Consider the following 24,400-nt stretch of genomic DNA (forward strand, 5'->3'; position numbering starts at 1 on the left):
CAATTGAAGGAGACTTCCGATGGCTCGTGTGAAAATCTGGTCACCCGATGAAACGGATGACCCCGTTATCCAGGACATCTTTGCCTGGGTCACCGAGATGGAAGGGGATGTTCCCAATCATTTCACTGTCGAGATGAATTTCCCCGAGTATCTCAAGGCGAAACTGGGATCGACAAAGGTGTTGTGGCAGATGGGAGAGCTGTCCCTGCCGGAAATCCAGCATGTCGGCATTCTGGTCTCCAGGGCGAATGCGTGCTCTTACTGTACCGCCGCCTTTTGCACGATACTCAACTACGGTCTGGGAACCGAAGAGGATTACGTGGCTGACCTCGCAAGGCAGGGCATCGAGGTGGTCGATGAAGGGCGGTTGCGAACCATTCTTGAGTTTGCCCTGAAAGCCAACGTCGGCGGGGCCGAGATTACTGATCGGGACGTCGATGGCCTGCGCACCATCGGGCTGACGGACAAAGGCATTGTGCAGCTTGTTCATCTGGTCAGCGATTTCAGTTCCTACAATCGGCTTAATCTGGCGTTGCAGACCGACTACGATTACCGTGACAAGTGGCGCGAGGCGGCATTCTCATGGACAAATGACGGATCACAGCCGCCGGGTGACAATACCCGCGGCCTGCCGGCCACATAAGGCAAAGACGAAGGGAGAGAACTATGGAAGACCTCGAAAAAGGCATTACGAAAAACGGTCTGGGCTACAGGGAAACGACCTGGAACATTCTGGGCCAGACTTATTTTCCAAAAGCCGTTTGCGACAGCACCTTTGCGTTCGAAACAAACTCGGAGCCGGGGGATTATGTGCCGGTGCACATCCACCCGACGCAGGATGAATTCATTCTGGTTCAGGAAGGCGAGCTTGACCTGAAGCTGGATGGCGTCTGGACCAAGGCCAAGGAAGGGGATATCGTCCGCATGCCGCGCGGCATCCCGCACGGATATTTCAACAAGTCCGACAAACCCTGTCGCGCCCTGTTCTGGGTGTCACCGATGGGCAAACTGAAAGACCTGTTCGAAGCGCTGCACGATCTCACGGACGTCGAAAAAGTGGTGAAAATCTCGGCAGATCACGACGTGGATTTCCTGCCACCGGAGGCCAATGACTAACGGCCCCACGAGCTGAGCACGAAAGACGGCTGCCTCATGACGCGGTGCACCTGATGTGCAGCTGGCGAAGGCTGCATCCGCGGATGACTGACCACCACACGGGCATCACGGCGCCGCCTGATGCGTGACCGGGAACAGCCTTTTCTTGCGGTAGGTGGACGCTGGCATGCCGACATAACGGCGAAACGCGTTCCGAAAACTCGATGTCTCGGTATACCCGACCTCGGCCGCGATATCTTCGATCGGCATGTCCGTTGCCTCAAGCATTTGCTTGGCTTCTTCGATTCGGAGTGTCTGGATGTATTCGACCGGCGTTTGTCCCGTCGCTTTGCGAAAACGCCGCAGCAGGCTGCGCTCTCGCAATCCAAACCGGGCGGCCATCGCGGCAACCGGTGTCGGCACGGCATAGTGATCAGCGGCCCAGATCTGGGCCTCCGCAATCAAGCCATCCTCGTGCTGCGCCCCCGCCACCAGCGACGCGTAGTGCAATTGCCCTTCGCTATGGGGCTGCAACAGATAGACTTTGGCCAGCCGTCGCGCTTCCTCGTGACTGGCCAAACGTCCGACAAGATACAACACCAGATCCCCCCAGGAGGAGGCCCCACCTGCAGTGACAATCCTGTGGCCTTCTCCGGCGGGAACAAGAATTCTCTCACGCCGCATTCGCACCTCGGGAAACCGTTGGGAAATGACGTCGCAAAAGGCCCAGTGGCTGGTGGCATCCAGACCGTTCAGCAGACCAGCCGCCGCCAACAGGATTGCACCGGAACACACGGATGTAACCAGAGCGCCATTTTCGTAGGCTTCCACGATCCATGGCACCAGTTCCGCAAACTCTTTCGGCTCAGCTGCCCAGGGATCGAGATGCAGGTCCGGCACGATGACAACATCCGGGCGCGTGCAGTCGGTCAGGCCCCCGTCAGGCGTGACCCGCCGACCGTTGATATCGTTATATGCCTGACCATCGACGGACAACATGACCGCATCGAACACCTGCGGTTTGGGCTGCGCGCCATGCAGCATTTCCCAGTCGCGCCCGGCGGAGGCCAGCGCGTCCAGAATGCAGAACGCCGTCGACGTGCCCACGCAGGGCATGGTCACCACAACCGTGCGATATCCGTTCTCCAGAGGTTTCATGAGTGAGTCCGATTTTCACCGATTTGATCATTTTCAAGCATATCATCTGACGGCAGACTGCGGCAATACCGGAGTCGCACTGGCGTATTTTATCAGCAAATTGGAGACACAACATGAACACCCCATCCGCAGTCGCATTTGACGAGACCAGAGCCGAAGCCTTTGCCAACCGACTTGTCGGCACCTTGAACGAGGCCGCCCTTGCGCTGATGACCTCGCTTGGTCATCGCACCGCCCTCTTCGATGTGCTCTCTGCAGCAGGAGACGTGACCTCCAAGGAGCTGGCCGACAGGGCCGGACTGTCAGAGCGGTACGTACGCGAATGGCTGGGCGTCATGGTGACGGCTGGCGTCGCGGAGTATGCAGCGGCCCCCAAAACCTACAGGTTGCCGGCTGAACACGCGGCTTTCCTGACGCGCGCGGCATCTCCGAACAATATCGCGGTAACAAGCCAGTTCATCGGCGTGTCGGCCGCGGTCGAAGAAGAGATGCTCGCGCGTTTCAAGGACGGCGCTGGCACTCACTACCACAATTACTGCCGGTTTCATGCGGTTATGGCAGAAGACAGCGCCCAAACGGTTGTTGCCGCCCTCACCGACCAGATATTGCCGCTTGTACCGGGACTGGCTGCGCGGCTGGAAAATGGCATCAACGTTGCGGATGTGGGCTGCGGTGGCGGGCGTGCGATGCTGGCGCTGGCCCGGGAATTTCCGGCCAGCACCTTCACGGGTTTCGATCTGTGCGGCGATGCCTTTGCAGAGACCGAAGCCACGGCACGAAGACTGAACCTGTCTAACCTGACCTTTCGCCAACAGGACCTCAGCCAAGTAACATCGCTTGGCACATTTGATCTCGTCACCGCATTTGACGCGGTTCACGACCAGAAAGACCCACAGGGTCTGCTCCATCTGGTGTCGAATTCGATGGCCGAGGGCGGTGTCTTCCTGATGCAGGATATCGGCGGCTCGCGCGATCTGGAGACAAACAAGAACAACCCGTTTGCGCCCCTGCTCTACACCATCTCGCTGATGCACTGCACGCCGATCTCCATCGGCCAGGGAGGTCCGGGGCTTGGCACGATGTGGGGTGTCGAGACTGCGCATGAGTACCTTGAAATCGCCGGATTTGGTCAGGTTGAAACCCACCGCCTGCCGCATGATCCGATCAATGCTTACTTCGTCGCCCGTCACTGACCGGCGGCACCCAAGGAGTTCAACATGACACCTGACACAACAAACAACACCATTGTTATCGGCGCTGGCCTCTCGGGCCTCGCCGCCGCACAGCAGCTGCGCGCAAGGGATATTCCTGTCACCATTCTGGAAGCATCAGACCGGGTTGCAGCACCCTGGCATGCGCGTCACCCGCAGTTGCGTCTGAACATCCACCGTCGCTTTGCCCGGCTTCCCGGCCACCTGAAGGTTCGCGACACGGACACCTATCTGCGCAAGGCATCGGTCATCGAATATCTGACCGATTATGCGCGTAAGCTGGACGCGCCCATCCACTTTGAAACAGAGGTTCAGGCCATAGAGCGCAAGAACGACATGTGGCACGTCGACACCAACAAGGGAAGCTATTGCGCCGCTCACCTTATTGTTGCAACCGGCCGGGAGCGGGAAAGATCCATGCCGGTCTGGCCTGGCATGGAGGATTTCGGCGGTCAGGTCATCCACGCCGCAGACTTCGCCGATCCGCAGGACTACACCGACAAGAAGGTTCTTGTCATCGGCGCCGGAAATTCCGGCACCGACGTTCTGAACCATTTGTCGCGCGCCCGCCCGGGCAAGGTCTGGGTCTCTGTCAGGCATGGGCCTGCCATCCTGCCCACCCGTGTTTTCGGTTTTCCCCTGCACCGTCTGGCGAACCTGTTCGCACGGTTGCCAAAACGGTCGCTTGATCCGATTTTCGCAATCATGCAATGGCTCTTTTTCGGCAATCTGCGTCGGCACGGGTTGCGGCGCCATGTCGTGGGGGGTGGTACGCGCATGCTCACGGACGGAGTGACATTTGCCCTTGATGACGGGTTCGTGGCGGCGTTGAAATCGGGACGGGTCGAAGCGGTTGCAGAAACCGTGGGCTTCGCGCCCACCGCGGTCGAATTGTCCGACGGGCGCAAGATATGCCCGGATGTTGTGATCTGCGCTACCGGGTATCACGCCGGTCTTCAGGAGGTATTTGGTCATCTGGGCGTCCTGGATGCGAAGGGATATCCTACCCATCCGATGGGCCAGAGCGACCCTGCAAATCCGGACCTGTGGTTCACCGGCTACGGCGTCATTTTCCAAGGCTTCTTTTATGCTGCGGGGATCAGTGGCAAGCGCATTGCAAACGCCATTGGTTCACGAAACCCGACGGCGGTGCGCAGGCAATCACTCACCAGCCCACCCGGAAAGCAGCCGCTCGCGCTGGATGGCGCAGAGGGCTGACCCCACAAACCAAAGTAGGGCGCGGACCATCGTCTGCGCCCGCCATCAGGGCGTTACAGCGCAAGGCCACAATGGCGAACACAATCCGCATGCCAGCCGCTGCCCCAGGCCTGGATGCGCCGCGACAGGATACGCCGCTTGTCGATCTTTCCCCTCAGGGCGTGCTTTGCTGGCACCACCGCCAGGCATCAATGATTTCGGCAACCACACGGTCCGCATCTTCATCCTGCATCGCATAGCCGATGACCGATATCCGAATGATCTGTTGACCGTCCCATTCGCCATGCGTGGGGTAGACATTGCCGCGCTCCTGAACACGTTTCAGGACACGTAATGTCTGCGTGTCTTTCTGGTTGCCTTGGCCACATGCGACAATAACCTGATTACTGTGGATGGTGTTGAGCACTTGCACCCCCGGCTCTTCCGCCAAGGCGTCGGCGATGCGTTGTGCCAGCTCGCAATGGCGTTTGACCATGTCGCGCAGACCGGACCGGCCGAGATGCCGCAGGATCGCATAGGATGGCACACCGCGCGCCCGGCGCGATAACTCCGGGGTCGAATCCGACGGCTCCCAATGCGCTGTCAGCCCCGGCAGGTAGGAGCCTCTTGCCGACATCGATGCCACGAGGGGCGCGCGGTCCCGCGCAATGACCATCCCGGCGTCGAACGGGGCGTTCAGCCATTTGTGCAGATCAACCGCCCAGCTATCCGCCTGTTCGACCCCTGCCAACCGATGGGCAAGCTCCGGCACCGCCGCAACCCACAAGCCAAAAGCGCCGTCCACGTGCACCCAGCCTCCGCGCGCGCGCACAAGGGGTATCAGGTCGGCAAAGGGGTCGAAGGCGCCCGTGTTGATCTGGCCTGCCTGCAGGATGACCAGCGGTGGTGCCGTGCAGGCTGCCAAGGCCTTTTCGAACGCCTCGGCATCAATTCGACCTTCACCATCGGTTGCCACCCTGACTGCCCGCCCGGCACCGAAGCCAGCATAGCGAAGCCCCGCGAAAGGGGCAGAATGCGCATCGGCACCGATCAGAACCGGCACGTCCGGCGCACCGAACAATCCCTGCTCTTCCACATCCCAATCCTGCGCAGCAAGCAGGGCGTGACGCGCCGCCATGATGCCGGCCATATTGGCAACGCTGCCGCCTGTGACAATGCCCGCGCCGCTGTCGGCTGGCAGCGACAACAGGTCGATCACCCAGTCGCGTACTGCCCTTTCCATCCCGGTGATGGCCGGGGTTTCAAAGGACGACCCCGCGTTTTGCCCCCAGGCCGACACCAGAAAATCCGCCGCGACACCAACGGGATGCGACCCCCCGAGCACATAGCCGAAGAATGTCGGAGCAGACATTTTATGCAACCCGCCATCCGCAGCCGTCACAAGGTTCTCTATCACTTCCTCTTCGGGCAATCCCGCCTCTGCAAGAGGGGCCGAAAACCTGGCGACCGCGGCGTCGATGTCCAGTACCGGGCGCGCTGGCGCTTGTGGCAGGGTCTCCCTGTAAGCCCGCGCCGCCTTGTAGGCGAGGTCGAGAGCTCCTGACTGGCCCTCTGTCAATCCGCTGGTCTTCGCGGGACTATCCGCCATATGCGCCTCCGGCTCATGATACTTTCAAAAACAGTGTGAAAGGATCTCCGAAACGTAGGCTAGCACATGCGAATTTAAGTCAAAGCAGTTTTCTCATCCGGTGTTTTGCCCGCGGCATGCTGGCAGACAGCCCTGTCATCGGGGCATCCGCAGACGGGCTCTGCACCAAAAGCACTGCGGGTGCGGGCGGATCGTGACATCCGCAACGCATCCCGCCGAAGTGGCAATCAACCCGCCGGGGCCACATCGTCTGGCCAACGGAACTTGGCATGCTACCATCTGGCAAGAGGGAAACTGACAATGCCAAGACGCTACGAGGAAATCTATCCGTCGCTGCCGTTGCTTAACAGCGATACCCTGGAGCATCCCCCCGCCGCTGCGCTGATGTCCGTGCGCTATTTTCAGGCGGAACCAGACAGCATGCCCGACGAGGTGTTTGCCGAACATCACGTTCTTCTCAACCTCAAGGAAGAACCGCACCGGGTTCAGAACCGGCGCGACGGTAAAATGCGGGACTTCACATTGTACAAGAACGATATCATCGTGACCCCGGCGGGCATGCGCTCCGGCTGGCGGTGGTTCGCAACATCCGATGTGATCATCGTAACACTTGACCCCGAAAAGGTGGCGCGGTTCGCCCAGACCGAATTGGGGATGCTTCTGGACGTACAGCAATTCCGGGACTTGCCGCAATTCTCAGACGCGGATCTGTGCGCGGCCGGGGTTATGCTGCGCGATGCGCTGGAAAACGACGACATCTCTTCGGGTGTGATGTTCGAGGCGATGAGCCGGGTGCTGCTTGTCAAACTGCTGCAGCGTTACGGCAGAAGGCGGCCTGAAGATGTCGCCCTTACTGCACGCTTCACATCTGCGCATTACAACCGGGTTCTGGCAGTCATCCGGGCGCGGCTGGACCGCTCGATCTCGGTCGATGATCTGGCTCGCGAAGCCGGTATGAGCCTGTCTCACTTCAGCCGTGTCTTCAAGGAAACGCTTGGCGTAACACCGATGCAATACGTCATGGCCTACCGGATCGAACAGGCCATCAAGCGCATGGCGAACCCTGCGCTGTCCCTGGGTGAGGTCGCCCATGCCTGCGGTTTCGCGGATCAGGCGCATTTCTCACGCAGCTTCAAACAGGTCACAGGGCAAACACCGCGGCAATATCGCGCCGAACAGGCCGCCTGAGCAACGATATTCAAAAAAGCAGAACGCTTCAAAAACCGGGTTGGCGGGTTCAATTAATCCGCGTTCCGGCAGCGTATCTCTCATGTCAGCGGGCGAAACGCCCACGAGATAACACGACAGGAGATCAAAGCCCGACCCGCCTTGCGCCGTCGCCTTGCAGCTCCCGCAATCCACCGAAAGGAAATCGCTATGAAAAACCTGCTTCTCCCCATCCTGTTTCTCCTGCCTGTGTCAGCCATAGCAGATGGCGAAGGCATGATCCGTCAAACCATCGAGGGGATCGCCGTTGCGGCAGACGCGCAGGACTGGGATCGGCTGGACGTCAAATTTGCCGATCATGTCATCCTGAATCAACTGTCGCTCGCGACCAGGGAGGGCGCGCGGCTCGATGAGCAATCCGTCGTGGACACATGGGCGGATCTGCTGCCGCGTTTCGACAGCACACATCACGATATCTCGGGCATTGAGGTGCTTGGCGTCACGTCGGTCATTGCCAAGGCGACAGCGACATACAACGCCACCTACAAGCTTGACGGTCAGGTGTGGCAACAGCGCGGTCGGCTCGACTACATCCTGAAGAACACCGATCAGGGCTGGCGCGTCACAGCGTTGAACACGACGCCTGAGTGGGAAAACCGCCCGCTGTCCGAGCTGCTGTCGCCGCAGGTCCACTAGTCGCCCGGCTGCACGCCCTGCTTACCCGACACCACATCGCCAGATGACCAGGAGTTAGAGTCATGAAACACGCAACTTTCGCCCTTGCAATCCTCGCCACCTCCGCCAATGCGGGTCAAACTGGCGATCCGGTCACCCCGGACACCGTGATCGACAGGCTGGAGTTGATCCGCATAGCGGACGCGATTGATACCGCTGTCGATGCCAAGGACTGGGACGCCGCCCGCGCATTCTTCACAAAGGAGATCACTGTGGATTTCACTTCTCTCGTCGGGGGCGCGCCCGCAACGATTCCGGCAGATGGGCTGATCACCGGCTGGGCGACGAACCTCGCGGGTGAAAAGGAGAGTTTCCATCTGCGCGGCAATCACCAAATCGCCTTCGAGACCCCTGACAGAGCGATCATGCACAGCCACGGCTATGCCTGGAACCGGATGGACAGCGGCGCATTGGTCGATAACGGTGGCAATGCAATGTGGGAAGTGTGGGGCACCTACATGCACGGGTTCGAACGCACCGAAAATGGCTGGCGCGTGAACGCCATGACGTTCAGCGCCACTGCCGAACGCGGCAATACATATGTGCGCGACACCCCCGGCGGCTGACCCGAAAGCTCGCCCCAGCACCCACGTCCACCAATCAACCAGGGTATCATCGGGACAGCCCTTGGTCATTACTGGCACATCCCGGGGCCGTGCGGCCCGCCCGGGTTACGGACACACCCATCCCGAATGCGGTGACCATAACCTCGAAGGCCGTTTTACACTCTGGCCCGCTACGATCCGTACAATGAGGCCGCGTGATCTTGCGGAGTGGTGCGCAACTGCGTCGCCGCAATGACACTTCGGGATGATCTGGTGAAGACTGTGCACATTCTCTGCTGCTGCCGAGCCGTCAGAAAGAAACAGCTGATCAGCTATCATTGCTGACGTCACGCTCGAAACACCGTCAACACGACACCTTGGAGGCTTCGAGACACCGCAATCACCAATTTGCGAGTCATTCGCAATTATGTTGACAGTTGCGAGTGATTTGCATTTACAGGAAATCACAGCCACAGTTTCCAAAGGAGATTCGAATGCTGACCAATGTGATGAAATCCGCGGTGCTCTCGCTCGTTCTGTCTGCTCTTGCGTCCGGCGCATTGGCGGCTGAGAAGATGAAGGTCGTGACAACCTTCACGGTGCTCGCGGACATGGCGGCAAATGTTGCAGGTGACGCGGCAGAGGTTGTCTCTGTTACCAAGCCGGGCGCCGAAATACATGGCTATGAGCCGACCCCGCAAGACATCGTACGGGCCTATGATGCCGATCTGATCCTGTGGAACGGAATGAACCTTGAGCTGTGGTTCGAACAGTTCCTTGCCAACCTCAAGGATGTCCCTTCCGCGACCCTGACGGACGGTATCAATCCGATCCCCATCGCATCGGGCAACTACGAGGGAAAACCCAACCCACATGCATGGATGGGTTTGGATAACGCGCTGATATATGTCGATAATATTGCCACGGTATTCTCGGAACATGACCCTGAAAACGCGGCCGTCTATGCGGAAAATGCCACTGCCTACAAGGAAGAGCTGCGCGCGACGATCGCCCCGTTGCGCGACGCCATTGCCGCGATCCCGGAAAGCAAACGCTGGCTGGTGACCTGCGAAGGGGCCTTCAGCTATCTGGCACGCGATTTCGGCATGAAGGAACTCTACCTCTGGCCGATGAACGCAGATCAGGTCGGCACCCCGCAACAGGTCCGGGCCGTCATCGATGGCGTCAGAACCCATGACATTACTGTGGTTTTCTGTGAAAGCACGGTAAATACGGCACCGGCAAAACAAGTTGCCCGTGAAACCGGTGCCGCTTATGGCGGGGTTCTCTATGTCGACTCGCTAAGTGACGCGGGCGGCAAGGTTCCGACGTACCTTGACCTCTTGAAAGTGACATCCACAACCATCGCAGAGGGGCTGACATCTGCTACGAATTAGCGGGTACACGACCGGATCAAGCGCTGATGCTCGCCAGGATACCGGTACGATAAATGGTGAAACCCGGTGTCTTCCGGCGTAAGGAAACTGAATGCGAGACGACCACACGCCCCCGAAAGAAAAAACGCCCGCGCAGGAGACCGGCAGCGGCCTGATGGCGCGGGACGTCACGGTGACCTATCGCAATGGGCACACCGCACTTTGGAACGCCAGCTTCGAAATTCCGCGCGGCACGGTCACGGCGCTGGTGGGCGTGAACGGCGCAGGCAAATCGACGCTCTTCAAGGCGATCATGGGGTTTGTTCCCGCGTCCAGGGGCGACATCTCGATCCTGGGCATGAGCGTGCGCGAGGCACTGAGCCGAAACCTTGTTGCCTACGTCCCGCAATCGGAAGAGGTGGACTGGGCCTTTCCCGTTCTTGTCGAGGACGTGGTGATGATGGGGCGCTATGGTCACATGGGCTTTCTGCGCCGTCCCAAACAGGTGGATCACGCGGCAGTGGATCAGGCTCTTGCTCGTGTGAACATGCAGGAATTCCGGTATCGACAGATTGGCGAGTTGTCCGGTGGCCAGCGCAAACGCGTGTTCCTTGCCCGCGCCCTGGCACAGGACGGTCAGGTCATTCTGCTGGATGAGCCGTTCACCGGTGTCGACGTCAAGACCGAGGAGCAGATCGTGGCGCTGCTGCGAGAGCTCCGGGCCGAAGGGCGCGTGATGCTCGTGTCCACCCATAACCTCGGTTCGGTTCCTGAATTCTGCGACCGGACCGTTCTGGTGAAGGGCACGGTGCTGAGTTACGGCCCGACGGAAACCACCTTTACCCGCGAGAATCTCGAAGCGGCCTTTGGCGGCGTATTGCGGCACTTCACCCTTGGCGGCGACACCCTTCACGACGACGAAGACGCCCGCGAAGTCACCATCTTCACCGACGACGAACGTCCCTTCGTGCAATACGGAGAAAAGACCCAGCGGACGGATCAGACGTCATGATCGACACGCTGATGGAACCCTTCACCTATGGCTATATGACAAACGCCATGTGGGTCTCCGCTCTGGTCGGTGGCGTTTGTGCGTTTCTGTCCGCGTATCTGATGCTGAAAGGCTGGTCGCTGATCGGCGATGCGCTGTCCCATTCGGTAGTTCCGGGCGTGGCGGGCGCCTACATCCTCGGCCTGCCTTTCGCACTGGGTGCATTTATCGCCGGTGCTCTGGCAGCAGGTGCCATGCTGTTCCTGTCGGAACGGTCGGGCCTGAAGGTCGACGTGATCATCGGACTGATCTTCACCTCGTTTTTCGGGCTGGGGCTTTTTATCGTGTCGGTCAATCCGATGTCCGTGTCCATCCAGACCATCACCATGGGCAATATTCTGGCCATCAAACCGGAAGACACGTTGCAACTCGCCATTATCGGGGTCGTGTCTCTCGCTGTCCTTCTGGCCAAATGGAAGGATCTGATGGTGACCTTCTTTGACGAAAGCCATGCGCGCACAATCGGGTTGCGCCCCGATCTTCTCAAGGCCGTGTTTTTCATCCTGTTGTCGGCTTCGGTCGTGGCCGCAATGCAAACTGTGGGTGCGTTTCTGGTCATTGCAATGGTCGTCACTCCCGGCGCCACCGCCTATCTGCTGTGTGACCGTTTTCCCCGCCTGATACTGACCTCGGTTGTGATCGGCTCTGCAACCAGCTTTTTCGGGGCCTACGCCAGCTACTTCCTCGATGGCGCGACAGGCGGTATCATCGTGACGCTGCAAACACTCATTTTCCTGACCGCTTTCGTCTTTGCCCCGAAACACGGATTGCTCGCCGCACGGCGCAAGGCCGAGGCAGCCCTGCTCCGCGGCCCGGACGTACCGTCGCAGGAGGTGACCTGATGGACCTAGCGACCCTGCTGTTGCCCTTTCGTTTCGAGTTCATGCAGAATGCCTTTCTGATCTCGATGATTGTCTCCGTTCCGACGGCTTTGTTGTCATGCTTTCTGGTGATGAAGGGATGGGCACTGATGGGCGATGCGGTCAGCCACGCGGTTCTGCCCGGCATCGTGCTTGCCTATATCCTTGGTCTGCCGCTCATCGTCGGGGCATTTGCGGCTGGCATGACCTGCGCCATTGCCACCGGCTATCTGTCCAACAACAGCCGCGTGAAGCAGGACACCGTCATGGGCGTCGTGTTCTCCGGCATGTTCGGCCTCGGGATCGTCCTCTACGTCTCGGTCGAAACGAACGCACATCTTGATCACATCCTGTTCGGGAACATGCTGGGTGTCGAGGCCAACGAGCTCTGGACCGCCGGGATCATTTCCGCCGGTGTCGGCCTGATGCTCGCCCTCAAGTGGAAGGACTGGTTGTTGCATAGTTTCGACCCCGCGCAGGCACAGGCATCGGGCCTGTGGGTCACCTGGTTGCATTACGCGCTGCTGGCCGCCTTGTCGCTGACCATCGTCGCCACCCTATCCGCCGCCGGGCTGATCCTTGCCATCGGGTTGCTGATTGCACCCGGCGCCATTGCCTTCCTGATCGTGCGCCAGTTTTCCACCATGCTGTGGGTGTCGGTATTGGTGTGCATGGGGGCCATGCTGCTGGGAACCTATGCGAGCTTTTTCCTCGACAGCGCACCCGCCCCCACGATCGTCCTGATCCTCACGGCGCTCTTCGTATTGGCCTTTACCCGGCGCCAGATGCTGACCCGCCGAAACTCCGCGCGGACGGCCGCGAAGACGCTGCAATCGTGACGCGGGCGCGCGCCGCCCGATAAGGCAAACACCTACTGGAAAGTGCCTCGTTTGCGCGCTAGCCTGCCGTTGGGAGGCGCCATCATGAAAGATCAAAACCACCCAAGCAGCGGGTTCTATTCAGCTGACACCTGCGATCTGGGGGCCTTCATCGCCATCCTTGAACGCGAGACACAAGAAACGGACGTCCCGTCCGCGGCGGACATCCAAAAGAACGTGCCGGTCTACGACGCATCATGCATAGAAACCGTATTGGAAGACGAACCCCGTCGCCGCGACCTTATGACCGAATGGGCACAGGTCCTGATGTCCGGGGCCGGGATCGTGGCGATCAGGGGCGCCTATTCGGATACGCAGGTTCTGGACGATGCCACGCAGGTCTACCGCCGGATCATTGCACAGGAAAAAGACGCGGACGGCGGCGGCGGGGACCATTTCGCAGCCTCCGGCGCCAATGACCGTATCTGGAACGCGCTGCAGAAGCTTTGCGAACACGCACCTGATGTGTTTCTGCGATACTTTGCCAACCCGGCCATTGCGGCCATCTGCGAGGCCTGGCTGGGGCCGAATTACCAGATGACGGCGCAGGTCAATCTTGTGCACCCAGGCGGGGCGGCGCAACAGGCGCACCGCGACTATCATCTCGGCTTTCAAACCGCGGAATTGAGCGCCAGGTACCCCGCGCATGTGCACAGTCTTTCCCCGGTGCTGACGCTGCAGGGAGCCGTTGCGCATTGCGACATGCCGATAGACAGCGGACCGACCAAGCTGCTGCCCTTTTCGCAAAGCTATGTGTCCGGTTACGCGGCATGGCGCCGCGACGATTTCCAGGAAGTTTTTGAGGCACGCTGCATTCAGCTGCCGCTTCAAAAAGGCGACGCCGTGTTCTTCAATCCGGCACTGTTTCACGCAGCGGGTGCCAATACAAGCAGCGACATCCACCGCATGGCCAATCTGCTGCAGGTCTCTTCCGCCTTCGGACGGGCGATGGAAACGGTGGACCGCAGGAAAATGTGCAAAATGCTGTACCCCCACGCCGCGCAGGCTCTGGGTACCGGAACGCTCAGCCGGGCGGAGCTTTCAGCCGCCATCGCGGCCACCGCCGAAGGCTATTCCTTCCCAACCAATCTGGACCGCGATCCGCCAAAGGGCGGGCTTGCGCCGGAAACGCAACAAGCGTTTTTCCTGCGGGCGCTGGACGATGGCATCGGATCGGAGGCCTTTGGCGATCATCTGGATGCGATGGCGGCCAGCCGGTCAGGCTGACGCCATCGCGGGCAGAACGGCTACACCGTTCCGCCGAGACTGCCTTCGAGCGTCGCCATTTCCTGACCACCCGCCATCATGTCCTGCAACTCTTCGGGCGTGATCGCGCCGCGTTCTGCGGTGCCGAGGGTCTGCCCTCTGTTCAGCACGGTGAAGCGGTCGCCGACCGCCATGGCGTGGCGCACATTATGCGTGATGAAAACAACCGCGATACCCTGCTTGCGCACCTTGTCAATGGTCGCCAGAACATTGGCCGTTTGCCGCACGCCGAGGGCTGATGTCGGCTCATCAAGGATCAGCACTTTCGCGCCGAAGTGAACCGCCCGCGCAATCGCCACCGTCTGGCGCTCGCCCCCCGAGAGCGTTCCCACCGCCTGATCAGGCCCGCGCAGGTTGATGCCCATCTTGCGCATTTCCTCCATGGTCACGCGGTTGGCGTAATCATGATCAAAGAAATTGAAGCCCGCGATCCTTTTCTGAGGCTCATTACCCATGAAAAAGTTCCGGCTGACAGACATCAGCGGGATCATCGCGAGGTGCTGGTGCACGGTCGCGATACCCGCGGCAATCGCATCCCTGGGATCGGCGAAATGCATCGGCGTGCGCTCGAAAAGGATCTCGCCATGCGTGGGTTTGTGCACACCGGACATCGTCTTGATGAAGGTTGATTTCCCCGCGCCGTTGTCGCCCAGCAGGCAGTGACACTCGCCGGGGAAGACGTCCACCGACACACCCGCCAGCGCAATGACACTGCCAAAGTGCTTTTCAATGTCTTTCATCTGGATAATCGGATCGGTCATATCAACGTTCCCCCGTGATGATGCGACGGATGTAGGTGTTCAGGATCACCGCAAAGAGCAGGATCACACCCAGAAAAACCCTAAAGAGCGAACTTTCCACGCCGGCGAAGAACAGGCCCTGTTGAACCACGCCGAAGATCAACGCGCCCAAGGCCGCACCGATGACCGACCCGTAGCCCCCTGTCAGAAGCGCGCCGCCGATCACCACCGCGATGATCGCCTCGAACTCCTTAAGTAGCCCGCGATCCGCCCCGGCTGATCCAAACTCCATCACCTGACAGACGGCAAAAACCGTGGCGCAAAAGGCGGTGAACATGAACATCAGGATTTTGACCTTGTTCACCGGCACCCCGGAGTTGCGCGCGGCCTCAGCATCGCCGCCGGCGGCAAAAATCCAGTTGCCGAACCGTGTGCGCGTCAGCAGGATATGGCCAAAGACAATCAGAACAATCGCCCAGACAATCAGCATTGGGATGCCATCGACCACGGGCTGTCCGGCCCGTGTCCCGCGTTCAAAAACGCCGATGATGCCCATGTCGCCCAACCACTGGAACAGCGGTTGCCCGATCTTTCCACCGAAGAAGGGCGCCAGCCAGTCGCCTTCGGCTGCGTCCCTGATACCGCCGATGATGGTTTTCCGCTCAACGGTCTGCGGGATGTAAATGGTGAAGCCGCGCAGAATGAACAAAAACGCCAGCGTCACGATAAAACTTGGCAATCCGGTGCGCACCACGATCCAGCCGTTGAGTGCACCGAGCGCACTACAGATCGCAAAAGTGATGAGGATCGCGATCCACATCGGCCAGCCCAGAACAACGCCAAAAACGGCAATCATCATGCCGGCAAATCCAATCATCGACCCGACGCTGAGATCAAATTCGCCGGAGATCATCAACAGGCAGGCACCGACCGCGATGATCATGAACTGCGCCGATACAATCGTCCAGTTCAGCACGCCCTGGCTGTTGAACATGCCACTGTCGAATGCGAAAAGTGCAAAAAGCGTGAAAACCGCGAATGTGCCCACGATACCCCCGAGTTCCGGGCGGATCAGGGCGCGGCGTAACGGAGATATCTCTTTAATTCGTTCGTCTGTCTGCGTGGCGTCTGCCATAGCGTGTCCCTCGGCTTGCAGAAAGGAAAAAAAAGGGCGGCCTTCTCCTTGCGAGGGCCGCCCTGTTCAGATGCTCGGATCAGCGATATTCGCCGGCGAACTCTTCAACCTTGGCCAGTGCGTCCTTGGTCACGAAACCGGGCCCGGAGTTGATGTTGTTGCCCGGCAGCACACCGTAGCGGTCCCAGTTGGCCAGGATCACGACAGGCATATAGGCCTGCAGGAAGGGCTGCTGGTCGATGCCCCAGTTGATGGTGCCATCCTTGATGCCCTTAACGATTTCCTCGCCGAGGTCAAAAGTGCCGAAATGGATATCACCGGCCATGCCATTTTCCTTCAACGCGGAAATCGTCGGATCAGCAGAGACCGGGCCAAGCGTCAGGATACCGTCCACGTCTGGGTTCGCAGAGAGATAGGCCAGAACCTTGTTCTTGATTTCCGACGGGTCGGTGCCGCTGTCCATCATCGCATTGCCAAGGTCGATGCCCAGACCATCGGCATAACCGCGGCATCGTTCGCCCACCGTGGGCTGCTGGATCGCGTGGTTCACGCAGAGAAAATTGGTCACGCCTTCACCCTTGGCGCGCTGACCGGCCGCAAACCCCGCGTCATACTCCGGCTGGCCCACATACATCAGAGCGCCGATCTCACGGGCCTGATCCGGCGTGCCTGTATTCATGATGATGACGTCGATGCCCTGATCCACCGCAGCGCTGATCGGCCCTTTAAGCACATCGTAGTCCGCAAGGGTCGTGATGATCCCGTCAGGCTGGCTGGCTGCCGCCTGTTCGATGATCCGCGCCATATCCGCGATGTCACCAGTGGGCGGGTTGCGGTATTCCACTTCGGCGCCAACCTGTTCACCGGCCAGCGCAATGCCGTTCTTGATCGTGTTCCACCAGCTGTCGCTATCGGGTGCGTGGCTGACCAGAATGTATTTTTCACCTTCCGCCGCGGCGGTCTGCGCGGTCATAAAGGGGGCTGCCACGATCGCCGTGGCCAGCACCAGTTTCTTCATCAATGACGTCATAATTTCCTCCCAAGGATTCACCGTTCTCATGGCAAAAGAGTGGCTTTTGCCACCTCTCCGACTCAACTTAAGCACAAGCGGCCAAACTTTGCAACCGGTTGCAAAATGCGTTGCCATTTTTCATACTGCAAGCAAGGAGCGGCTGCGATAAAAGATCGAAAGTCACTTAAAACCGGACGAAGCTCATATGGCCATCACATTGAAAGAGGTTGCGGAACGCGCTGGGGTCTCCCGCTCGGCGGTCTCGCGCACCTTTACCGATGGGGCGTCCGTTTCCGAGAAAATGCGGCGCAAGGTCGAAAAGGCAGCGCGGGATCTGGGGTACAGCCCAAATGCCCTCGCCTCGTCATTGACCACAGGGCGCACCAAGCTGATCGGGCTGGTGTCCAACAACTTCCACAACCCGATCTTCCTGCAGGTCTTCGATCTGTTCACCCGCGGATTGCAGGATCGCGGGTTGCGCCCCCTGCTTGTCAATCTGTCGGACGAAACTGACCCCGAAGCCTCCGTCCGTATGCTGCGCCAGTATTCCGTGGACGGCGTTGTTGTTGCGTCATCGACGCTGTCACCTGATTTCGCAAAAGCCTTTCGCGATGCCGGTGTCCCTGTCGTGCACAGCTTCGGGCGCTCCACCAGCGCACCCCAGGTTCATGTTGTCGGGATCGATAACGTTGAATGCGGCCGCATGGCGGCACGAACGCTTCTGTCTCGCGGTTATCGGAGCATTGCCTTTTTGGGCGGGCCCGAAACCGCGACATCGACACAGGATCGTTACGCCGGGTTCTTTCAGGAACTCAACGGCGTCAAGGGTCTGAAGCTTTCGCATTCCTTCGCCGAGGAATACTCCTTTGACGCCGGGCGCTGCGAAATGCTGCGGTTGCTGCAATCGGAACCGGCTGAGGCATATTTTTGCGGCGATGATGTTCTGTCAATCGGCGTGCTTTCCGCCATTACCGACAGCGGCCTGAGCGTTCCGGACGACATTGGCATCATCGGGCTGAACGACATGGAAATGGCGCGCTGGCAAAACATCAACCTGACAACAATCCACCAGCCCATTCGGCAGATCGTCACCTCGTCAATCGAATTGATGGTTGCCATGCTGGACGAACCGGACCGCTATCCTGAAGGACGGGTTTTCCCTTGTTCAGTGGTGGAACGGGGCACATTGCGCCCCGCCCCGTGACATCATCGGTACATCGGCGGGCGGGCATCAACCCACACGCCCTCGGCCTTGCCGCTCTCGGCCACGGCGAAGACCGCCGCCATGGACCGCAAGCCGTCACTGGCCCGCGGGTAAAGGTCGGCGGCCGGATCCATCATGCGGCCCTCTTTCCCGGCGCGGATCGCCTCGGCGAGGTCCGCATAGATGTTCGCGAAGGCCAGCGGCATCCCTTCGGCATGGCCCACCGTGACCCGACTGGTGCGATCTGCCTCGGGGCTGAGCCCGCCGGCACCCCTTTCGATCACTTCAAGCCGACCGTTCAGCGGCATCCAGTAAAGCTGGTTCGGATGCTCCTGCGCCCAGCGCAATCCGCCCTTTTCACCAAAGACCTGCAGGGTCAGCCCGTGCTGGCGCCCCAGGGCCACAGAAGAGGTCCACAGGCGCCCCACGGCACCTCCGTCAAACCGCAGATTGACCATCGCATCGTCTTCCAGCTGGCGGCTGGAAATGCAGCTGACCGTATCGGCGGACAAGCGCGTTGCCTCCTGTCCGATCACAAAACTCGCCATGTGCAGCGCGTGAATGCCGCAATCGGCAAACTGCGCGGACACCCCGGCCTGCGCCGGATCGTAACGCCAGCGCACGCGCGGGTTGTCGGCATCCGCCGCATCGGCGTGATGGCCATGAGCGAACTCTGCTTTGACCAGACGGATATCCCCCAGGTCACCCCGTGCTACCATCGCCTTCATGTGGCGCACGAGGCTGTAGCCTGAGTAGCCATAGTTGACCGCGCAGATACGACCCGTCGTTTCGGAAAGGCGCACGATCTCCTCCCCCTCTTCAACCGTCATGGTCATGGGCTTTTCACACAGCACATGAAACCCGGCCTCCAGAAAGGCCTTGGTGATCTCAAAATGCGTGGCGTTTGGCGTCGCAACCGTCACAAGATCCACCCGGTCGTCCCGCGCCGTCTCGCCCGCCAGCATCTCCCGCCAATCGCCATATGCCCGATCGGTTGCAAGCCCCAGACGCTGACCGTAGGCGCGACCGGCGTCTGCCCGGTGGTCCAAGGCGCCCGCGGTAAACTCGAACGCCCCGTCCAGTCCGGCACCAAGGCGGTGCGCCGGGCCGATCTGGCTGCCCTCACCGCCACCGATCATGCCCCATTTCAATTTAGCCATGACGTCAGCCCTTCAGTTAAAACCAATAGATTCGAGATATTCGCTGTTTGACCGCGCGTCGCCAACCGGATCGGGGTCGAGCGTGGGATCACAATCCTGCTCCACCGTGCACCAGCCTTCGAATCCAGCGTCCAGCAAGACCTGTCTCACTGCGGGAAAATCAACGTCACCCTGCCCCAGATTGCAGAATATCCCCTGGCCGCAGGCATCGTAGAACCCGGTGCGTCTGGCAATGACGTCGGCCTTCACAACCGGATCAATGTCTTTGAAATGCATGTAAGAAATACGACCGATATGCCGCTTCATGAAGGCAACCGGGTCGAAACCCGCATAGGAATGGTGGCCTGTGTCAAAGCAGATTTTGAGGATGTTCTCATCCACCTCGCCCAGCAACCGCTCCAACTCGGGCTCAAAATCCATGAAGCCCGCCGCATGGGCATGTATGCCCACCGTCAGCCCGTAGTCTTCGGCACCTATCCTGGCGATGGTCGCAATGCGGTCGCGATACGCAGCCCATTCTGCGGCGCCCATCTGCTCGGCCTCGCTTGCACGACCTGCCGTCGGGGCGCGCCGCTCGGAAATGGAATCGATCAGGACAAGATGCTGCGCCCCGTGCGCAGTCAGCGCTTTGCAGGTCCGCACGGCGCCGTCCAGAACGTCTTCCCATGCGTCCGGGTCATGGAACGGGCGGAACACGACGCCACCGATCAGTTCCAGATCATGTTGTGCCAACGCCTCTCCGAGCAGCACAGGATCTTCCGGCATGAAGCCAACCGGCCCAAGCTCGATCCCCTTGTAACCGGCCTCTGCACAGTCCTTCAAAACCGACCGCCATGCCGGGTTGCGAGGGTCTTCTGCGAACTCCACGCCCCAGGAACAGGGCGCGTTACCAATACGAATAGTCATCAGGCCATTGCCTTTCCCAAGCTCAGAATTCGGAAACATGCTTCCAGGATTTGTCACGCGAGGATGCCATGGCCGCAGCGATGACACGGTTTACTTCCATGCCGTCATGGAATGTTGGCCAGACATCCTGACCGGTTTCGATGGCGCGCAGGAAATCACGGGCCTCGATGATGATTTGATCCTGATACCCCGTGCCATGCCCGGGCCCCTGACAGAAGGGTTCGTAGTCGGGATGCGACGGGCCGGTCAGGATCTTGGTGAAACCGCGCGACGCTTCGGGTCCATCCATCCTGTAGAGCCACAGCGCATTCTGATCTTCCTGATCGAACCGAATGCTCCCTCTGGTACCGGAGATTTCATAGGCGTAGCCCATTTTTCGACCCGTGGCGATCCGGCTGAAATACATTTGTCCCATTGCGCCGCCGGCGAACCGGCACATCATCTGGCCGTGGTCGTCATTGGTCACCGCGCCTCCAGGGCGCGCATCGTGAACGGTCTCGACCTCGGCGATCAACCGGTCGATCGGTCCCAAAAGCGCCATGGCCCCGTTGATCATATGAGGGGCCAGATCACCCATCGTGCCGTTAGCCTCCCCTGCCGTGCGCCAGGAGGCAGGCGTTTTCGGATCCGCGTAGAAATCCTCGGTATGTTCACCGCGAAACCATGTAACGTCACCGATTTCCCCATCCGCGATCAACTGGCGAGCATATTGGCTGGCGGGCGTTCGGATGTAGTTGAAACCCACCATGTTCGGCTGCTTTGACTGCTCGGCAGCCGCCACCATCGCCCGGCTGTCCGCCAGCGATGCTCCCAGAGGTTTCTCGCAGAACACCGCCTTGCCCCGCGCAAAGGCGGCTTCGGCGATATCACGATGCATGTTTTGCGGTGTCGCGATGACAATCGCCTCAACCGCCGGGTCATCCACGAGGATGCGCCAGTCATCGGTTGCACGCGCAAACCCGAAAGCGGCCCGGTACCGCTCTGCGTTCTGCGGCGTGCTGGCGCAGATCATTTCCAGCCGGGGACGCAGCTTTGTATTGAAGACGGCGCCCACGGCAGACATCGCGACCGCATGCGCTTTGCCCATGTACCCGCCACCCAGAATGCCTATGCCGATCTCAGCCACGTCTTGCTACCTTTGCGAATTTCCGTTTGCAACCGGTTGCAAAATTTGTATCGTGGGATTCTGAACTGCGCAAGACGCGAAATGGGCTGCTGCTTTAAAATCGCAAAAGGACCGCTGCACAAATGACCCATACACTCACAACGGCACAGGCCATCATCAAGTGGCTGGAGAACCAGTACATCATCGTGGACGGGGAAGAGCTGCGCGTATGCGGCGGTGGTTTCGGCATCTTTGGGCACGGCAATGTCACCTGTCTTGGCGAGGCGCTATATGGCGTGCGCGACACCCTGCCCCTCTACCGCGGTCAGAACGAGCAAAGCATGGGGTTCGCGGCGGCCGGATACGCAAAACAGTGGCTGCGTCAACGCTTCATGTTCTGCACGGCCTCGGCCGGTCCGGGAACGTCCAACCTCGTCACATCGGCGGCCCTGGCACACGCAAACCGGCTGCCCATGCTGCTGCTGTGCGGTGATACCTATGCGACACGCCTGCCCGACCCGGTTCTGCAGCAGATGGAACACTTCAATGATCCGACACTCGGGGTCAATGATGCGTTCAAACCGGTCAGCCGCTACTGGGACCGCATCATGCATCCGGCTCAGATCATCCAATCGCTGCCAGCGGCGCTAGCCACGATGCTGGACCCGGGCGATTGCGGGCCCGCCTTCATCGGTCTGCCGCAGGATGTGCAGGGCTGGACCTATGACTACCCGGCGGCGTTTTTCGAAAAGCGGGTTCATCGCATCCGACGCCAGACACCCGATGCAGCGGAAATCGCCGAGGCCGCACAGCTGTTGTCACGCGCCAAGCGTCCGATGATCATTGCAGGGGGTGGTGTGCAGTATTCGCGCGCCACGGACGCCCTCACCACATTCGCCGAGACCCACCAGATCCCGGTGGTCGAGACGATCGCGGGCCGCGCCAACCTTCTGGCCGATCATCCGCTGAACATTGGTCCCATCGGGGTGACCGGATCCGACAGCGCCAATGCCATCGCGCAGGATGCCGACGTGATACTGGCCGTCGGCACGCGCCTGCAGGATTTCACCACCGGCTCCTGGACGGCCTTTGCAAAGGACGCGGCATTCATTTCGCTCAACGCGGCCCGGCATGACGCCGGAAAACACCGGTCGCTGCCGATTGTCGGGGACGCCAAGATGGGTCTGGTAGCGCTGGATGCCGCGGTAGCGGCCTATCGCGGGCCTGAAACCTGGCTGGGCAAGGCGCGCGATGAGCGCGCAAAATGGGATGCCTATGTGGCCGAGAACGTGTCCTACAGGGACAACCGGCCAAACTCCTACGCGCAGGCGATCGGCGTAGTAAACGGCCTCTGCCACAAACGCGACCGTGTGGTTGCCGCAGCCGGCGGATTGCCCGCGGAGGTCACAGCCAACTGGCGCACGCTCGATCTGGGCACCGTCGATGTGGAGTTCGGTTTTTCCTGCATGGGGTATGAAATCTCCGGCGCGTGGGGCGCCCGGATTGCGCAATCCGAGCGTGAGCCGGACCGCGATACGATTGTCTTTATCGGTGACGGCTCTTACCTGATGATGAATTCGGACGTCTATTCGTCTGTGCTGACGGGCAAGAAACTGATCATCCTTGTCCTCGATAACGGCGGCTTTGCTGTTATCAACAAGCTGCAGAACAACACCGGCAACGAAAGCTTCAACAACCTGATCTCGGATTGCCCCACCGTGCCGGACGCCTTTGCGGTGGATTTCGAAGCCCATGCCGCCGCGATGGGTGCGCAGGCCGAAACCGTCGCCAATCCGGCAGAGCTCGGTGAGGCTTTCAAAAGGGCGCAATCGGCTGACAAAACATGCGTGATCGTCATGAAAGTCGATGCCTATGAAGGCTGGACCACCGAAGGGCACACATGGTGGGAATGCGGCACGCCGCATATCTCGACGTCAGAAAAGGTCAGCGCCGCCCATGTGCAGTGGGAAAACGGTCGTGCACGGCAGAGAAAGGGCGTGTGATGCTGCAGGCTGCACTCGCCAAAAGGAATTTCGTCGTGGTCGGCCGCGTCGGCATGGATTTCTTTCCCGACCCTCCCGGCACGCGCACGCCCGATGCTCAGGTGATGACCGTTGGCATGGGCGGCTCCTCGGCCAATATTGCGGCGGGTCTGTCGAAATTCGGGTGCAAGGCCGCTTTGGTGACCGCTGTCTCTGATGATGCTGTCGGCTGGTACTGCGAGGGCCAGCTGGATCACTATGGCGTTGATCGCAGCCATGTGAAACGTGTCACCGGCGAATACCGCACCTCCCTTGCCGTCTACGAGACGCGGATCGAGGACCACCAATCGGTCATCTACCGCAACAACGCCGCGGATTTTCAAATGACCGTCGCAGACGTGGAGGCCGTCGACTATTCCAGCTATGGCGCATTGATCACCGCTGGCACGGTGTTTGCGGCAGAGCCATCGCGGGCCGCGGCCTTCCGCGCGTTTGAAATGGCACGCGCCGCCGGGCTGCCGATAATCTTCGACATTGACTACCGCCCCTACAGCTGGCCCTCCGCCGATGTTGCCGAAGAGGTTCTGAGCCGCGCCGGTGACATGGCCGATATCATCGTCGGCAACGACGAGGAGTTCGGCTTCATGGCCGGTGATATCGACAAGGGGCTTGCAAAGGCGCGCGCGCTTGCTGCCGCAACTGCGGACATCGTTGTGTATAAAAAGGGACCGGAAGGCGCGGTCACCTTTGCGCAGGGGGCGGAAATCACGACCGGCATTTTCCCTGTCGATGCGGTCAAGCCAACGGGGGCCGGCGACAGTTTCATGGCTGGATTTCTCGCAGCCCTCTCCGAAGACCGCCCGTTGAAAGAGGCGGTTCTGCGGGGCTCCGCCTGCGCCTCCATTGTTGTGGCAAAACCGGGCTGCGCCCCCGCCATGCCCGACACCCAGGAACTCGAAACATTTCTTGCCACCCATCCCGGCCCGTCCGAGGCCTAAGAAGGACCGC

At 60.0% G+C, this 24,400-nt stretch carries 23 protein-coding genes; 15 read left to right on the top strand and 8 right to left on the bottom strand.

The genetic code is table 11. The features are described from left to right. Positions 1 to 19: 19 nt before the first annotated feature. Both KX928_RS14835 and KX928_RS14840 read left to right on the top strand, forming a co-directional pair. Positions 20 to 643 carry a carboxymuconolactone decarboxylase family protein gene (locus tag KX928_RS14835; protein ID WP_219504211.1) on the top strand — a complete coding sequence of 208 codons (624 nt, stop codon included), beginning with the start codon at positions 20 to 22 and terminating at the stop codon, positions 641 to 643. 23 nt (positions 644 to 666) lie between these two features. Next, entirely contained in the window at positions 667 to 1,116 is a 450-nt protein-coding gene (locus KX928_RS14840; protein WP_219504214.1) for a cupin domain-containing protein, read from the top strand. Positions 1,117 to 1,221: 105 nt separating this feature from the next. On the opposite strand, the gene KX928_RS14845 is transcribed toward KX928_RS14840, so the two are convergent. Next, positions 1,222 to 2,253: a GlxA family transcriptional regulator gene (locus KX928_RS14845; protein WP_219504215.1), complete on the bottom strand. Its 1,032-nt coding sequence runs from the start codon at positions 2,251 to 2,253 to the stop codon at positions 1,222 to 1,224. A gap of 113 nt (positions 2,254 to 2,366) precedes the next feature. On the opposite strand from KX928_RS14845, the gene KX928_RS14850 reads away from it, so the two are divergent. Both KX928_RS14850 and KX928_RS14855 read left to right on the top strand, forming a co-directional pair. Beyond that, the gene (locus KX928_RS14850; protein ID WP_219504217.1) at positions 2,367 to 3,446 is read left to right on the top strand and encodes a class I SAM-dependent methyltransferase; all 1,080 of its coding nucleotides are present in this window, start codon (positions 2,367 to 2,369) and stop codon (positions 3,444 to 3,446) included. A gap of 24 nt (positions 3,447 to 3,470) precedes the next feature. Next, positions 3,471 to 4,682 carry a flavin-containing monooxygenase gene (locus tag KX928_RS14855; protein ID WP_219504219.1) on the top strand — a complete coding sequence of 404 codons (1,212 nt, stop codon included), beginning with the start codon at positions 3,471 to 3,473 and terminating at the stop codon, positions 4,680 to 4,682. Between the two features lie 154 nt (positions 4,683 to 4,836). On the opposite strand, the gene KX928_RS14860 is transcribed toward KX928_RS14855, so the two are convergent. Continuing rightward, positions 4,837 to 6,270, bottom strand: a complete 1,434-nt coding sequence (locus tag KX928_RS14860; protein ID WP_219504221.1) for a pyridoxal phosphate-dependent decarboxylase family protein — start codon at positions 6,268 to 6,270, stop codon at positions 4,837 to 4,839. Between the two features lie 300 nt (positions 6,271 to 6,570). On the opposite strand from KX928_RS14860, the gene KX928_RS14865 reads away from it, so the two are divergent. The 8 genes from KX928_RS14865 to KX928_RS14900 all read left to right on the top strand — a co-directional run bounded on the left by KX928_RS14865 (position 6,571) and on the right by KX928_RS14900 (position 14,109). Next, positions 6,571 to 7,458: a helix-turn-helix transcriptional regulator gene (locus KX928_RS14865; protein ID WP_219504223.1), complete on the top strand. Its 888-nt coding sequence runs from the start codon at positions 6,571 to 6,573 to the stop codon at positions 7,456 to 7,458. A 189-nt stretch (positions 7,459 to 7,647) separates the two neighbouring features. Next, positions 7,648 to 8,133, top strand: a complete 486-nt coding sequence (locus tag KX928_RS14870) for a nuclear transport factor 2 family protein (protein ID WP_219504225.1) — start codon at positions 7,648 to 7,650, stop codon at positions 8,131 to 8,133. Positions 8,134 to 8,195: 62 nt separating this feature from the next. Next, positions 8,196 to 8,738 (top strand): nuclear transport factor 2 family protein, encoded by a 543-nt coding sequence (locus KX928_RS14875; protein ID WP_219504227.1) that lies wholly within the window; start codon positions 8,196 to 8,198, stop codon positions 8,736 to 8,738. A gap of 473 nt (positions 8,739 to 9,211) precedes the next feature. Next, positions 9,212 to 10,114, top strand: coding sequence for a metal ABC transporter substrate-binding protein (locus KX928_RS14880; RefSeq protein WP_219504229.1), 903 nt, complete (start codon positions 9,212 to 9,214; stop codon positions 10,112 to 10,114). A gap of 91 nt (positions 10,115 to 10,205) precedes the next feature. Further along, entirely contained in the window at positions 10,206 to 11,105 is a 900-nt protein-coding gene (locus KX928_RS14885) for a manganese/iron ABC transporter ATP-binding protein (protein WP_373274803.1), read from the top strand. Beyond that, positions 11,102 to 11,986: a metal ABC transporter permease gene (locus tag KX928_RS14890; protein ID WP_219504232.1), complete on the top strand. Its 885-nt coding sequence runs from the start codon at positions 11,102 to 11,104 to the stop codon at positions 11,984 to 11,986. Before KX928_RS14885 ends, KX928_RS14890 begins: the two co-directional genes overlap by 4 nt. Beyond that, entirely contained in the window at positions 11,986 to 12,843 is an 858-nt protein-coding gene (locus tag KX928_RS14895; protein ID WP_219504234.1) for a metal ABC transporter permease, read from the top strand. Before KX928_RS14890 ends, KX928_RS14895 begins: the two co-directional genes overlap by 1 nt. 84 nt (positions 12,844 to 12,927) lie before the next feature. After that, on the top strand, positions 12,928 to 14,109 hold the full coding sequence (locus KX928_RS14900) for a phytanoyl-CoA dioxygenase family protein (RefSeq protein ID WP_219504236.1): 1,182 nt from the start codon (positions 12,928 to 12,930) through the stop codon (positions 14,107 to 14,109). A gap of 20 nt (positions 14,110 to 14,129) precedes the next feature. Here the strand turns inward: KX928_RS14900 and KX928_RS14905 are convergent, their stop codons facing one another. The 3 genes from KX928_RS14905 to KX928_RS14915 all read right to left on the bottom strand — a co-directional run bounded on the left by KX928_RS14905 (position 14,130) and on the right by KX928_RS14915 (position 17,053). After that, positions 14,130 to 14,909: an ATP-binding cassette domain-containing protein gene (locus tag KX928_RS14905; RefSeq protein WP_219504238.1), complete on the bottom strand. Its 780-nt coding sequence runs from the start codon at positions 14,907 to 14,909 to the stop codon at positions 14,130 to 14,132. A gap of 1 nt (position 14,910) precedes the next feature. Continuing rightward, positions 14,911 to 16,023 carry an ABC transporter permease gene (locus KX928_RS14910; RefSeq protein ID WP_219504240.1) on the bottom strand — a complete coding sequence of 371 codons (1,113 nt, stop codon included), beginning with the start codon at positions 16,021 to 16,023 and terminating at the stop codon, positions 14,911 to 14,913. 79 nt (positions 16,024 to 16,102) lie between these two features. After that, positions 16,103 to 17,053, bottom strand: a complete 951-nt coding sequence (locus KX928_RS14915) for a sugar ABC transporter substrate-binding protein (RefSeq protein ID WP_219504242.1) — start codon at positions 17,051 to 17,053, stop codon at positions 16,103 to 16,105. Between the two features lie 187 nt (positions 17,054 to 17,240). Between KX928_RS14915 and KX928_RS14920 the strand changes: the two genes are divergently transcribed. After that, positions 17,241 to 18,239 carry a LacI family DNA-binding transcriptional regulator gene (locus tag KX928_RS14920; RefSeq protein ID WP_219504244.1) on the top strand — a complete coding sequence of 333 codons (999 nt, stop codon included), beginning with the start codon at positions 17,241 to 17,243 and terminating at the stop codon, positions 18,237 to 18,239. A 2-nt stretch (positions 18,240 to 18,241) separates the two neighbouring features. Here KX928_RS14920 and KX928_RS14925 read toward each other — a convergent pair whose 3' ends face one another. From KX928_RS14925 to KX928_RS14935, 3 genes are read right to left on the bottom strand one after another with little or no spacing between them, the layout of a single operon-like run. Further along, the gene (locus tag KX928_RS14925; RefSeq protein WP_219504245.1) at positions 18,242 to 19,399 is read right to left on the bottom strand and encodes a Gfo/Idh/MocA family protein; all 1,158 of its coding nucleotides are present in this window, start codon (positions 19,397 to 19,399) and stop codon (positions 18,242 to 18,244) included. 12 nt (positions 19,400 to 19,411) lie between these two features. After that, a complete protein-coding gene (locus KX928_RS14930) occupies positions 19,412 to 20,305 on the bottom strand; it encodes a TIM barrel protein (protein ID WP_219504246.1) in 894 nt (297 codons plus the stop codon). Positions 20,306 to 20,327: 22 nt separating this feature from the next. Beyond that, complete coding sequence (locus KX928_RS14935; RefSeq protein ID WP_219504247.1) at positions 20,328 to 21,431, bottom strand: Gfo/Idh/MocA family protein; 1,104 nt, start codon at positions 21,429 to 21,431, stop codon at positions 20,328 to 20,330. Between the two features lie 122 nt (positions 21,432 to 21,553). Here KX928_RS14935 and iolD point away from each other — a divergent pair, with 122 nt between their 5' ends. After that, the gene (gene iolD / locus KX928_RS14940; RefSeq protein WP_219504248.1) at positions 21,554 to 23,413 is read left to right on the top strand and encodes a 3D-(3,5/4)-trihydroxycyclohexane-1,2-dione acylhydrolase (decyclizing); all 1,860 of its coding nucleotides are present in this window, start codon (positions 21,554 to 21,556) and stop codon (positions 23,411 to 23,413) included. After that, positions 23,413 to 24,390: a 5-dehydro-2-deoxygluconokinase gene (gene iolC, locus KX928_RS14945; RefSeq protein WP_219504249.1), complete on the top strand. Its 978-nt coding sequence runs from the start codon at positions 23,413 to 23,415 to the stop codon at positions 24,388 to 24,390. The genes iolD and iolC overlap by 1 nt, the downstream gene beginning before the upstream one ends. The last annotated feature ends 10 nt before the right edge of the window (positions 24,391 to 24,400 follow it).

This window comes from Roseobacter insulae, from assembly GCF_019375555.1.
Classification (GTDB): Bacteria; Pseudomonadota; Alphaproteobacteria; order Rhodobacterales; family Rhodobacteraceae; genus Roseobacter; species Roseobacter insulae.